The organism is Planctobacterium sp. R6 (assembly GCF_055755215.1).
The window spans coordinates 36,409-50,427 of the sequence record NZ_JBVTQY010000006.1 but is presented as its reverse complement, the minus strand read 5'-3'; the positions used below and the strand labels follow the sequence as shown (position 1 = coordinate 50,427).

10 protein-coding genes are annotated in these 14,019 nt (G+C 45.3%); 3 read left to right on the top strand and 7 right to left on the bottom strand.

Annotated features, from left to right (window positions below; genetic code table 11):
• Window positions 1–19 precede the first annotated feature (19 nt).
• The 4 genes from nhaC to AC0J20_RS05905 are packed head-to-tail and all read right to left on the bottom strand — an operon-like array spanning window position 20 to window position 4,245.
• Complete coding sequence (nhaC, locus tag AC0J20_RS05920; protein WP_473020988.1) at window positions 20–1,549, bottom strand: Na+/H+ antiporter NhaC; 1,530 nt, start codon at window positions 1,547–1,549, stop codon at window positions 20–22.
• Window positions 1,549–2,730, bottom strand: a complete 1,182-nt coding sequence (iadA, locus tag AC0J20_RS05915; RefSeq protein WP_473020987.1) for a beta-aspartyl-peptidase — start codon at window positions 2,728–2,730, stop codon at window positions 1,549–1,551. Before iadA ends, nhaC begins: the two co-directional genes overlap by 1 nt.
• A gap of 10 nt (window positions 2,731–2,740) precedes the next feature.
• Window positions 2,741–3,241, bottom strand: coding sequence for an Lrp/AsnC family transcriptional regulator (locus tag AC0J20_RS05910; protein ID WP_473020986.1), 501 nt, complete (start codon window positions 3,239–3,241; stop codon window positions 2,741–2,743).
• 29 nt (window positions 3,242–3,270) lie between these two features.
• Window positions 3,271–4,245, bottom strand: a complete 975-nt coding sequence (locus tag AC0J20_RS05905; RefSeq protein ID WP_473020985.1) for an arginine deiminase-related protein — start codon at window positions 4,243–4,245, stop codon at window positions 3,271–3,273.
• 392 nt (window positions 4,246–4,637) lie between these two features.
• Here AC0J20_RS05905 and AC0J20_RS05900 point away from each other — a divergent pair, with 392 nt between their 5' ends.
• Together AC0J20_RS05900 and AC0J20_RS05895 are read left to right on the top strand one after the other, a co-directional pair.
• Window positions 4,638–7,490 carry a TonB-dependent receptor gene (locus AC0J20_RS05900; protein ID WP_473020984.1) on the top strand — a complete coding sequence of 951 codons (2,853 nt, stop codon included), beginning with the start codon at window positions 4,638–4,640 and terminating at the stop codon, window positions 7,488–7,490.
• 223 nt (window positions 7,491–7,713) lie between these two features.
• Window positions 7,714–9,048 carry a cyanophycinase gene (locus AC0J20_RS05895; protein WP_473020983.1) on the top strand — a complete coding sequence of 445 codons (1,335 nt, stop codon included), beginning with the start codon at window positions 7,714–7,716 and terminating at the stop codon, window positions 9,046–9,048.
• A 101-nt stretch (window positions 9,049–9,149) separates the two neighbouring features.
• On the opposite strand, the gene AC0J20_RS05890 is transcribed toward AC0J20_RS05895, so the two are convergent.
• Entirely contained in the window at window positions 9,150–9,656 is a 507-nt protein-coding gene (locus AC0J20_RS05890; protein WP_473020982.1) for a WbuC family cupin fold metalloprotein, read from the bottom strand.
• 69 nt (window positions 9,657–9,725) lie between these two features.
• Here AC0J20_RS05890 and AC0J20_RS05885 point away from each other — a divergent pair, with 69 nt between their 5' ends.
• Entirely contained in the window at window positions 9,726–10,823 is a 1,098-nt protein-coding gene (locus AC0J20_RS05885; RefSeq protein ID WP_473020981.1) for a bile acid:sodium symporter family protein, read from the top strand.
• A 1-nt stretch (window position 10,824) separates the two neighbouring features.
• Here the strand turns inward: AC0J20_RS05885 and def are convergent, their stop codons facing one another.
• Both def and metH read right to left on the bottom strand, forming a co-directional pair.
• Window positions 10,825–11,370 carry a peptide deformylase gene (gene def, locus AC0J20_RS05880; RefSeq protein WP_229530681.1) on the bottom strand — a complete coding sequence of 182 codons (546 nt, stop codon included), beginning with the start codon at window positions 11,368–11,370 and terminating at the stop codon, window positions 10,825–10,827.
• Window positions 11,371–11,381: 11 nt separating this feature from the next.
• Entirely contained in the window at window positions 11,382–14,003 is a 2,622-nt protein-coding gene (gene metH, locus AC0J20_RS05875; RefSeq protein ID WP_473020980.1) for a methionine synthase, read from the bottom strand.
• Window positions 14,004–14,019 lie beyond the last annotated feature (16 nt).

The window sequence follows — 14,019 nt, the reverse complement described above, 5'->3', positions numbered from 1 at the left end:
ACTTGTCCTTGCTAACAGCTTAACTTCCGGGAACTGTCTCATCCTCTTGCCGCAAAGGCGCGATACAAAAACCAGTAAATCCATAGAACCAAGCGACCAAAATGCTGCCATAACACAGAATTGCCCATGGCGCGTAGTCGAGTACTGACACCCCCAAAATCCCTGACATATAGACTCCAGCAATGCTCCATGGCACTAGTGGAACCAGCACCGTCCCACTATCCTCGGTAGTTCGAGATAGATTTTTTGCTGCTAACCCATTCTGTTTAAAAGTTTTTGCGAAAAGCTGCCCTGTGAGTAAAATTGAGAGGTAAGAATTTCCGGTGCAAACGGCAATTGTTGCCGTAGCGAGGCTACTGGAAAAAATCAACTTTCCGGTAGTAGTTGCGAATTTAAGTAACAGTTCCAACAATCTTTCCAATAGATTGGCTTTCTGAACGATTCCAGCGAACGCAAAGGCACAAAGTGCAATTAGCATAGTATCCATCGTGGATTGCATACCGCCCCGGTTCAACAGGCTGTCTAAAGCAGGTAACCCAGTATCAACCTGGAAGCCAAAGACCATGGCCTGAAGGGGGTAAATAATAGGCCACAACAATTGCTGTAATTGATATCGCCAGTTATTTTCATTCAGTAAGCTGTGAGTATATTCATAGGGTGGATTTTGCAACCAAGCAGCGAGAAAAACTGCAACGACACAGGAGAGCAACATGGCTGGAATTACAGGATACTTTAGCAATGCTCCTCCCAATGTTATCACTGCAGGTAACAGTAAAAACACCGCTGACCAACCTGCAATCTCAAAGTTGGCCTTTATAGCCTCTCCCAATCGTTCAAACCCCTGCGGATCAGAAACTTCAGCTAATTGCAAACCCAACATCAAATAAATGACCAATGCCGCTAAATAAGCGGGTATTGTAGTCCACAGCATATGACCGATGTGATCGTATAAATTTGCTTTTGTGGCGGCCGGTGCAAGATTAGTTGTATCAGAAAACGGAGAAAGCTTGTCACCAAAATAAGCACCCGAAATTATGGCACCAGCAGTAATTGCAAGATCAGCGTTGATCCCGCTTGCAATTCCCATCAATGCCACCCCCATTGTGCCTGCCGCGCCCCAAGAAGTTCCGGTAACTAATGCAACGAGACTGCAAATCAAACAGCTGGATATATAAAATAGTGATGGTGATATAAACTGCATTCCATAATACACCAGCATTGGAATGGTGCCGCTAGCTATCCAACTGGCCACCATCGCCCCTACAATGACGACAATCAACAATGCCGTCATTGATTGATATAAGCCGTTATTAATACCCTCTTGCATTTCCTGATAATTTAAACCGACCCGTCGTGCGACCCCTCCAGCCCAGGCCGATGCCAGTAGCAACAAAATCTCAATACGGATCCCTAATATCCCATACCCAACGATGAGTAACGCAATAACGATAATAAATGGAGATATTGACTGAAAAAGCGTTGCTTCACGCAATTTTATACAATTGTCGACAGGCACCGAACCTGCTATTTCAGACTTGGAATTAAGCATTATTGCACCTCACGAAATGGCATGTTCACTATGACTTTTTGAGCGGCCAACATCTGTCTGCCGCCACTGAACATATCAGTCAAAGTCAAGGTGTCTGGCTCAAGCACAATCAGGTCAGCATCATTACCCAACTCAATAGATCCTTTGCCTTGGAGTTTATAAAGGGACGCCGGGTTACTTGTTGCAACAGATAACGCCAACTCAAGTGAGATTTTATATTCCAATACGGACGATTGAATTTCAGATAACAATGTTCTTGGTGTTGCCCATGTTAGGCCTAATAAGCGGCCGTCTTCGTCAAATGCAGGCAAACTTCCCTGACCATCAGATGAAAATGTGATTTGTGAAACAGGCACCTCATCACGCAAACAAATGGCCAGCGCTTCGCTAGCCATAATTGATCCTTGTTTCTGATACATTGGCGTAGAACTAGTGGTAAAATCAAGAAAACCACCACTTGACGCAAACTGCTTACCTTGTGCGAATAATTTGGAATTTCGGTTCATGTGAGTCGGAAGGTAGTGTTCCGGTGGAAGGGGGGTGTCCTTTAGAATACTCTGCAACATTTCGATACCTTCTGGTGCGTCGCCTAAATGAAACTTGACGGCACCCGCTTTGCCACTCAGCATCCCAGCGACCCGGCATTCTGCGATCATGCTTGCAACTTCTGATTGGGATGGCAGTGAAGAACGGTGATCTGAAATAGCAATTTCACCCACTCCTATCACTTCTTGAATGAACATTATGTCTTCACTAACGCTCTGAGTTAGGGTTCTCACCGGCATTTGATAAGACCCGGTTAACATCCAACAAGAAATACCAAACTCATTGATAGCTTTTACCTTGGCCAACATATTGCTTAGATCTCGGGCCATACCATCGGTGCCTCGAACCCCAATCATGCTGGTCACACCACCTTGTATCGCGTCTTCGAGATCCAATTCGGGAGTCCGAGATAAGTAACCGCTTTCACCACCACCACCTTGTACTATAACGTGATTATCGACCAGTCCGGGACAAACTATTTTTCCAGCGACATCAATCACTTCGATATCACCAATGGACGAAGAGATGGTGCAGTCATTTGCAACAGCCGCTATCTTGTTATGACAAAGTAATAGGTCTTTTTTCCCTTCAGGATGAGGACTAAACAATTGTGCATTCTTTATAACCTTTAACATTAATTGCCCCTCACTGCGTCCGAAGATAAGTTTCTGAAATATTTGGTCCAGTGCTCTTCTTCACCTCTTCAATTACTACCTGACTCTTCGTTTGAATAATGCCCGGTAAATTTGGCAGCTTTGTACGCATGAAATGTTGATATGCTTCCATGTCTTTAACACGGACTTTCATCATGACGTCAAAATCACCAGTCATTAAGAAACACTCTTCAATTTCATCAAAATCTTTGACCGTTTGACCAAATTCTGAAAACACAGCCATACTTGATTGATCAAGGCGTATCATTATCCAAACACAAATAGTCAATCCCAGACGCGCGGGATCCAACACTACGGAAAAATGATCAATAATCCCCTCTTGCTCAAGACGCTTAACACGTTCGTTGCAAGGAGTCGGTGTCAAATTAATTTCCCTCGCCAGATCAGTAATGTTAATGCGTCCCTCTTTCTTCAAAATGTTTATAATTCGAATATCAATCCGATCGAGTTTCTTTTTTTGTTCATGATGCATAACAGTTCCCTTCAGTTGATAGAATCAAGTTAAAGCGCTTTGCCGGGCAGAAACACTTCAGCCAACATACAACGACAACTGCCTCCACCGACAGATTCAATAGTAGGAATTTCACATACCAGCGGTATACCATCCGATTGAAATAACTGCCGTTGTTGAGGCTTAAAATTATCCCACGCAGTCTGAGACATAACCCACAATCGCTCTCCTCGCAGATTTTTCAGTTGCAAGGTATTACCGCAAAATTTGTTCATTTGTTCTTTATTTATATCGATTACGGTGTGATGCTCGGAGAGTTTCGCCAAAACCTCTTCTCGTTGCTCAGAGTCAGGAATGCACTCACTGCAGATAACAGCAATGCATTCTCCGATACTCATAACTACATTGGTGTGATATATAGGTTTGCCATCCATTCCCAAAGTATCAAAGGTGATGACTTCTGAAAAACCGGCAATATTGGCAAAATCCTGCAGCATATCGGGATTGCACCTCTCAGAAAGAGCGGCATAAATACGAGAGTTTGCTCTATCAAGCACCATAGCCCCAGTACCCTCAAGTACCCTATTTTTATCAATACCATTGCCAATGGTGGAAACCTGTCGAATGCTTTTTTGAGCGTGAGAAAGCACGACCGAAAGTGCATCAAATTGAATTTCTCGTTGACGATTTTCTGTCAACATCGGGAAAATAAATAAATCACCGTGGTTATTGGTCATAAACCAATTGTTTGGGAAGACGGCGTCTGGCGTCAGCAACCCATTCGCAGGTGGATTAAGCTTTATGACATACGCCCCAGCCTGCCGAATTTTCCCAATCATTTTTTCAAATTCAACTAACGCGCGCTTGCTGATCCGTTCTTTGGAAATAGTTAACGGTTTCTGAAAGGCATTATCTCGACCGGTTTGTTCGTTATACCCGAAGTTAATGGGCGGCACCATGACCACGCACTGTGCAGCTTGGGCATTGGCGAAAGGAGCAGTTATATTCACTATGGTAATACTCATTTTAACAGTTAAATGCTTAAATCCATTCTAACTGTAATCCAGCAGAGAAATTAACTATTCCTCTAGGCATTCAACGCTTTTACATTTTTTTTAACTACTCAATTCAGTTTAAATAGATATTAACACTACAAGCAATTACTACATACGCTTCGCAGGGTATATTTCAATACACTTAAAAGCTCACAATTTTCAGGTACATTAAATTACCTAAAGTGCATTTTGCTACATTTTCCATAATGAACAGCATTAATCACTACGAATATTTTGACATTGGTTCATTTCAGGGAATAACACTGTCCTGTTCAGGTTAGGCTTGTTAAAGGTTGAAAGTTGACCTGACAATTAATTGCAGGACACCTGACTTAAATCCGGAACATACACAGGAAGACATCATGAACTATAAATATTTTAACAAGTCTCTGTTAGCCGCATCCGTAAGCTTTGCATTTATAACTACATCGGTTTTGGCTCAAGAAATAGAAGATGAGGAAACAGAAACGGAAATTGTCACCGTCACAGGCTCAAAAATTAAAGGTGTTGATTTAGAAGGTGCACAACCTCTGATTTCAATATCAGCGGAAGATATCGCAAAATCGGGAGCATCCAGTATCTATGATTTACTCAGAGATCTGGGGCAAACTCGGGGCGGTGACGGCTCCTTCTCTACAACAGAAAGCGGCGCACTTTCCACAGATTCACCGGCAGGTTCTGCCGCCATTTCGTTACGTGGCTTGGGCGCCTCTTCAACACTCACATTAATCAATGGCAGACGCGTGGCTGCTGCATCTTTTGCAAAAGGCACGCAGAACTTTGTGGATATTAATGCCATTCCTCCGTCAGCAATTGAAAGAGTGGATGTGCTTGCAACAGGTGCTTCAGCAACCTACGGTGCAGATGCCGTGGCCGGCGTCGTTAACTACATTCTGAAAAAAGATTATGATGGTGCCGAAATTAATCTCAGCTATGGGGATTCTGAAGCCAGTACAGATGAAAGCAAAATAAATTTAAATGCCTTTTGGGGTCAACCAGTTGGAGAAGGCCACCTGTCTCTATTTATGGACTACTACAAACGTGACGATTTTGCTTATCCTGACCGTGAGCAAACGGCAGGCACCTTTGCCACGTCAACCTACTCTCCTTTCCCACGTGTGAGATTCAGAAGCAGTGAGTCAGGTTTTGGGTTTGCACTCCCAGGTTGCCCAGAAGAAAACATAATTGTAGATCAATACGGTGATCAGTTGTGTGAATATAATCCAAATGATGCCAAGCTGGTTTATCCTGAACGTGAGAGTTTGTCAGCGGGTCTTATGTATAACCACGAGTTTGGTAACACACGCTTTTTCTCGGATTTTTTCTTTAGCCGTAATGAAGCCACAGCACAGACCGCAGCAACACGTTGGCGTGATATGCAAAATGGTTCCAGTTGGATGAATTTTGATGCAGAGAATCCCGCATTTGACCCAATTCGAGACCAATTATCCACAGGTAGTGGGACGAGTTTATCCGGCCGAGACATTGAATTTATTTATGTGAGAGGCCGCTTTGCATCCCCCAGAATTATTGAGAATGAAACTACCAGCTTTCGAGGTGTTGCAGGACTGGAAGGCGAGTTTGATAATGGTTGGCACTGGGAATCTGGACTTCTCTACTCCAGAAGTGAATCCAATCAAGTTGCCGTCGACGGCATATATAACCGTGAGCGGTTTAATGCCTCACTTTACGGCGAACTTTGCCCTGATGGTAGCGTAACCTGTACTCCAGAGACGGGCGGATTATTTTATAACCCGATGAATGGCCAGTCCGACAATGAAGAAATCATTGCACTATTGTCAATCGACAAGCCCACCCGAGATGGTAAATCTACAACAATCAGCCTTGACTTTAATACCAGTGGTGAACTTTGGGAGCTGAAATCTGGAACAGTGAGTGCAGCGTTCGGTGCAGAAATCAGAAGAGAAGAAATCATTGACGCTCCTTCTGATTCAGCTAAAGCGCAGTTTGACAATAACTACCTTGTAGATGTTATCGGATTTGGTTCTAGTGCATCGGCAGCTGATCGCACTCAGTGGGCGGCTTATGCAGAATTCAACGTCCCCGTAACTGAAAGCCTGAATATGCAGCTAGCGGGGAGATACGATCATTATAGTGATTTTGGTGGAGACTTTAACCCAAAAGTAGGTTTGCGTTATCAAGCTACTGAGGACTTAATCGTGCGGGCATCCTGGGCGACTTCTTTTAGAGCTCCATCTCTGACTCAAGCAGGTGTAGAACTGCGGACTACAACCAGTAATGCCAGATGTCTCGAACAGTTTGCCAGCATATTTTGCGACGGCGATACCGGTGGAGAAATAAATCCTTTTACACTAGAACTAGGCAATGAAAACCTGAAGCCAGAAGAAGCAGAAAACTTCAATCTTGGCTTAGCTTACAGTCCCACTAAGAATGTCACCCTGACGTTGGATTATTGGCAATTCGAACACGAAAACATTATTGATACTGATTTAGAAAGTATGTTGATCAGATCGCTAAGTGACCCATCCATTCGGTTTTGTGGCTTGGTCCCGCCCGATCAATTGGGGCTGTCATTTGATTCAGATTTCTGTGATGGTCTGGGCTTACAAAGCGGTTTTACACAAGATCTAGCTGATTTACTTCCACAATGGCAGGAAATTGACACGCGTGCAGACTCAATTCCTCTGTTTACTAATCACATCCTACAATTGGAAAATGTCGGCACACAAGAAACCAAAGGTATGGACTTTGCCTATCGCCATCGATTCGAAACAGAAGCCGGCGACTTTAGTATGAAATTTTCTGCAACTCGCTTAATTTCTCACACCCGCAATAAGTCGCTATATGCTGAAGAGGAACAATTGGCGGGCACATTCCGTTTTCCTCAATGGACTGGCAAATTATCTCTAAATTGGAGTAAAGAAGATTGGTATGCTGGAGTTGCGCTTGATTATACCAGTGATTATCTAGATGAAGTGGCCTTACTCGATTCCGCCTCTATCGCCATGCTGGAGGACCAAGGAGTAGGGCTTGAAAGGAGAGTTCCCTCATGGACACGTACCGATGCACACATAGGCTATAATTTGGATGAAAATCTAAGAATATCCCTGAACATCGATAATTTGTTTGATCGCGAACCACCATTTGTTTATGGACGGTATAAAAACGTTGATTTAATCAATCACACCCTGGAAGGCAGATATTACAAATTGCGTTTACGTTATCGCTTTTAATTGAGCTAACCAGCATTTAAAGGGTCATTTATTGACCCTTTTCTTTATGGCCGCCTTTAAAATATTGATCCATCTATGATGCCTAGCGAATCTCGCCATGGTCTGATTAAAAACCCAATCAATTTAGCTCCATTCACTGGCTCCTTTCTCATATTCTTTGAATCGTACTAAAAACAAGCAGGCACACTGCTGAAGTCAAAAACAACAAAATGTAGGAAAACTTATGCGATTACTCAACCCCTTAATATCCTGTTCTGTCTTGCTAATGCTGTCCCTAAACGCACATGCAACAAAGGGAAAGTACTTTATTCACGGTGGCGGTTCAGTTAAAGAAATAATGTATGACCACTGGGTAGAACTTGCCGGGGGTGCCAACAGCAAGATTTGTATTTTTGGTACCAATAGCAGTGACCCTGCTGGTGCAATAGCGTTTTATGAAGAAAAATTTGGTAGCCGCGGTGCTATAACTGAAGCCATAGATATTCGGGCAAGCAACTCGGCTTGGAATACAACTCCGATAGAAGACGATGATTACTCTTTTTCTGAGGTCAGAACCACCGAGCAGCGTTTATCAGAGTCAGCGGATATCGTGGCGAAAGTTGAATCCTGTGACGCGTTTTGGTTTGGTGGTGGAAATCAAAGTAGAACGCTAGTTTCTCTGCAGAATGAAGATGGAACTGATACACCTGTCGCAGTAGCAATCAAACAACGACTAGAACAAGGTGTCGCTATCGGCGGTACTAGTGCCGGAGCAGCCATTCAAGGTTCACCCGTTATTGTCTCGGGAACAAGTGCTGATAGTCTAAGCTTGCCATTAGGTGAAGATCAAGCAATTGTTAGAAATGGATTACAATTCATGCCGCCTGGATTCATGACAGACCAGCACTTCCTCGCCAGAGGACGTATCGGGAGGTTAGCAGCAGCAATGCGAGACAACGGTGGATTCTGGGGTATCGGTGTTGATGAAGACACTGCCATAAGTGTTGATTTAACCAGCGGCTTCATGAATGTGTTGGGTGACAACCAAGTCATTTTGATGAATGCCAATGAAGCAGATGAGGCGTTAAGTTTTGACGTTCACCTTTTAGGTCACAACGATCAATTTGATATACTGAACAAACAGGTGAACGCATTTTCCGACCTCACGGACATCACCGACCGTCCCTATTATTATCCACGAGTTGTTCAAACAAATGACGTATTCGGCGATTACGAAGTCCCAACACTTATGACAAAATTAATGGATACCCAAGAGCTTTATTTAGCAACGGGATTACACATAGCTAGTGTTGCTGAAGAATCTTGGGCAGCGTTTGGAATTCAACTTCTGGTCGAACGTGACGAGAACAGCAAAGCTTGGTATTGTCTCAGCTCTTGCCGCAGAGACAACTCAGAGCGCAGTGTAAACAATTCACGTTATACACTGAGCAACCTGAAACTAACTTTTCGCCCCGCCGCGATGATCGTTGCTGGTATTGAGGGTAATATTGAGAATAAAAAAGTAAAGCGTAAAACACGAAAGGCCATTCGCAGCCTTTCAAGAAAACTTTTAAAATAACCATGTTATCAAAGGCTGATTATTTTGGTAGTCAGCCTCATTCAATCAACTCAACTTTCCCAGCCCCTAAAAAACAACCAATTTTGCTTCCCGGGTAAACTTTAGTTTTGAGTTTGCACCTGCCGAACAGATTGGCCCGGCTCTATATTTTTCAATCGCGCTAAAAACGCCGGCACTTCGTTTGCGCCTTCTTCTGGCGCCCAGCTGGCAAAGCCCTTGTCATCCAGTGGGATATAAGGCCCCTGTTTTACCTCGAAAAAGGTGGCGGGTTGCTGTAAAGGCACCAGGGTATGCCAGACACCTGGCGGGATTTCTAAGCCTTTGACATCACCATTGGCTGATAAATGATAACGCTCCTTGCATACCCCCTGCTCATCAAACAGTAAAAAAGCCACTTCGCCCGTTATCATTAAAAAGAACTCCCATTTATCCGACTGAAGGTGTTTATGAGGTCTAACGTAGGAATCGGGGTACAGGGTGATAAACAGCCGCTGGACAGCCGCATCTGGCCCCTGGTGAATATTGCTGTTACTGCGCTTGCGGGGGCTGCTGGCAGCTTTTTTATCGAGTTCAGCAAATAACTGATTATCAAATAGTTTAATGGTCATATTTAAGTTTTTATACCCTGCCTCTTTTTGCTAGATTAATATCTGTAATTTATAAATTCAAAGTGAATGATGGCAATCCCTCAAACATCCAGAAATTTCACCCTTGCGGCGATAGCCAGTTTTATGATGGCAGCCATCTTCTATTTTCAGCTGGATGCTAAAAGCTCTACTTTCTCGGCTATGATGGCGGGGTTTACGCTTTTGTCTTTAGCCCTTTATCAGATACAGCAAACCCGTCACCTGATTTTCACCCTGTGGATATTCGCGGCGTTTGGTTTTGGACTGCTCTTTCCGGACGCTATTTTGCAGATAAAGAATTTCGATACCAAACAACTCATTATTCCACTTTTAATGCTGATCATGTTTGGCATGGGCTGTACCATCAGTTTTGCTGACTTCGTCCGGGTTTTGTCCATGCCCCAGAGTGTTATCGTCGGCTTGTTGTGCCAGTTCACGCTGATGCCATTAATCGGTTTTGCACTGGCAACGTTGTCGCAATTACCGCCGGAAATCGCTGCTGGCATAATTTTAGTGGGTTGCTCACCCAGCGGCCTGGCCTCTAATGTGATGAGCTACATTGCTAACGCTAATGTCGCTTTATCATTAACGTTAACGGCTATCGCAACTCTGCTTTCGCCTTTTATTACACCGTTTTTAATGCAGTTACTGGCCGGTGAGCTGATTGCGATTAACAGCACAGCCATGTTTTTTAATATGCTCAAAATTGTGATTTTGCCGGTGCTGGCAGGCTTACTGGTGAACCATTACTTCCGGCATAAAGTCGCGCTGTTACAAAAAGTACTGCCCCTGATTTCTATGTCGGGTATCGTGATCATTCTGGCGATTATTGGGGCGGCGGGCAGAGAGGCCATCCTGAGCATTGGACTATTGTTAATTGCTATTGTGCTGGTGCACAACTTGCTGGGATTTGGCCTGGGTTATAGCCTGGCAAAACTGTTGAAACTGGAAGAGCAGGACGCCCGCACAGTTGCATTTGAGGTGGGTATGCAGAACTCCGGATTAGCGTCCGGCATCGCCTTATCCATGCAGAAACTGGCCACCATGGGTCTGGCGCCAGCTTTTTTCAGTCCGGCAATGAACATTACCGGTTCGCTGTTAGCTACCTGGTGGCGCAACAGCGCCAGTCAGGATAAAAATCAGCGCTGAATCAGGCGGCAGCCACCTGATTCAGATACACATCTTCACTGATAATGTCGCGATTATTTTGTACTGAATCAAGCCAGGCACGACCAATCAGATGATCATACTCATGCAAAAATATGCGGGCTAAAAAGCCGTCAAAACGTCTGCGCTGCATGGTACCCTGAGTATCCTGAAAAAACACCTCGACCCAATCGGCTCTTGGCACCTGGCCACGTATACCAGGAATACTCAGACAGCCTTCCCAATCCGTCACTGTGTCTTTAGATTGCGCAATGATACGCGGATTAATGACCACTAATGGTTCCATTTGAGGTGCATCCGGGTATCGCTTGTTGGGCTTGCTGGCCATGATTAAAATCTGTCTTGCGCAAAATACCTGGGGTGCAGCAATGCCCACACCACCCGCTTCGGTCATTTTGTCCTGTAATCGCGCGACAAACTTTTCTAAATCCTGAGTAAATTCGGTCACGGGAGCGGCCGCCTGACGCAAAACCGGTTCACCCAGTTTTGCGATTTGCAACACATCAGGATAATTTTCAAATTCATTCATAATGACCTCCATCAGGATAAATTTGGCGCTAACCAGCGCTCAGCTTCTTCGATACTCATTGCTTTGCGCTGTGCATAATCTTGCAGTTGATCCTGCTGGATTTGTGCAACCGCGAAATAGCGGGAATCAGGGTGTGAGAAATACCAGCCGGATACCGATGCACCGGGCCACATGGCATAGCTTTCCGTCAGCTTCATACCGGTGTGCTTCTCAGCCTCCAGCAGGTCCCAGATCACCTGTTTTTCGGTGTGTTCAGGACAAGCGGCATAACCTGGTGCCGGACGAATGCCCTGGTATTTTTCACGAATAAGGGCGTCGTTATCCAGCGCTTCATCTGGCGCATAACCCCAGTAAACCTTTCTGACCTGTTGATGCAGATACTCTGCAAAGGCCTCAGCCAGTCTGTCGGCCACCGCCTGAATCATAATGGCGTTGTAATCATCGCCTGCAGCTTTGTAGGCGTTGGCCAGTTCGTCTTCACCAATACCTGCGGTTACTGCAAAAGCCCCAACGTAATCGGCTTTGCCTGACTCTTTGGGTGCCACAAAGTCAGTTAAACAATAATTGGGGTTCTGGCCTTTATCCGTTTGCTGTCTGAGGTGACAACTGGTGGCCAGCAACTGTGAGCGACTCTCATCCGTGAATATCTGAACATCATCGGTTACCGCATTCGCAGGAAACAGGCCATAGACGCCTTTTGCCTGCAACTGACCTGACGACTGCAACTCATCTAACAGCGAATTTGCATCGGCAAATAACTTTTTAGCTTCCTCTCCCACCACTTCATCGTCAAAAATACGCGGATACTTTCCGGCCAATGACCAGGTCATGAAAAACGGGGTCCAGTCGATGTAGTGACGCAAGGTAGCAATATCAGCCTCAACCGCTTCCACTCCCAGCTTAAGCGGCACCGGTGGTTGGTAGGTGTCCCAATCGATAGCAACCGGATTACTGCGGGCTTGTTCCAGGGGTACGGGTTTGGAACGCGGCTTTTTACGGGCGTGTTGCTCTCTTACTGTGTCATATTCTTTTTGCAGCTGTGCCACAAAATCAGGCTTGTGAGTGGCTGACAGCAGCTTCTGACAAACCCCCACTGCACGAGACGCGTTCGACACATAAGCGACAGGGTGACTGTAGTTTTGCTCAATTTTTACTGCGGTATGCGCCTTGGATGTGGTAGCACCGCCGATTAGCAGCGGGAGGTCAAAACCCAGACGCTCCATTTCTTTGGCCACAAACACCATTTCATCCAGTGATGGCGTGATCAGGCCAGACAGGCCGATGATATCCACATTGTGCTTTTTCGCTTCCTGCAAAATGGTGGCACAAGGCACCATGACACCCAGATCGATAATCTCATAGTTGTTGCATTGCAGTACAACGCCAACAATATTCTTACCAATGTCATGCACATCGCCCTTTACGGTAGCCAACAAGATTTTGCCATTGGTGCTGCCTGCTTCTTTTTCCGCTTCAATAAAGGGTTCCAGGTGAGCAACGGCTTTTTTCATAACTCGTGCTGATTTAACCACCTGCGGCAGAAACATTTTACCCTCGCCAAACAGATCACCCACTACGTTCATGCCATCCATTAACGGACCTTCAATCACGTGCAGCGGCCGCTCTGCATTTAGCCGGGCTTCTTCGGTGTCTTCGACAATGTAGTCAGTGATACCTTTTACCAGTGCATGTTCCAGACGCTTGTTAACCGGTTGTTCGCGCCAGCTCAGATCTTCTTTAACCGCTTCTTTACCATCGCCGTTGTATTTAGGCGCCAGGTTTACCAGCACTTCGGTGGCATCCGGATGACGATTCAAAATCACATCTTCTACAGCTTTGCGCAGCTCATCCGGAATTTCGTCGTACACTTCCAACTGGCCGGCATTAACAATGGCCATGTCCATACCCGCCTTTATAGCGTGATATAAAAATACCGAGTGCATGGCTTCCCGCACCGGGTTATTACCGCGAAACGAGAAGGAGATATTCGACAGGCCACCAGAGACATGCGCGTGTGGCAGGTTCTGTTTTATGCGACGGGTAGCTTCGATAAAATCAACCGCATAATTGTTGTGTTCTTCAATGCCGGTGGCAACAGCAAAAATGTTGGGATCAAAGATGATATCTTCGGGTGGAAACCCAATTTTCTCAGTGAGCAGTCGGTACGAACGTTCACAGATCTCAAACTTGCGCGCCTCGGTATCCGCCTGCCCCACTTCATCAAATGCCATTACAACAGTCGCCGCGCCATAACGCTTGATTTTTTTGGCCTGAGCTAAAAAGGGTTCTTCCCCTTCTTTCAGGCTGATGGAGTTAACTATGGCTTTACCCTGAACACATTTCAATCCGGCCTCGATGACTGTCCATTTCGAGGAGTCAATCATGATAGGAACCCTTGCAATATCGGGTTCGGAGGCAATCAGATTCAGGAACCGGGTCATAGCCGCTTCTGAATCCAACATGGCTTCATCCATGTTGATATCAATCACCTGTGCGCCGCTTTCAACCTGTTGACGGGCAACATCCAACGCAGTTTCGTAATCACCTTCCAGTATCAGTCGTTTGAAACGCGCAGAGCCGGTAACATTGGTACGCTCACCTATATTGACAAATGTCGATGATGCTTGATTCATAATCTCTGTCTCTCTT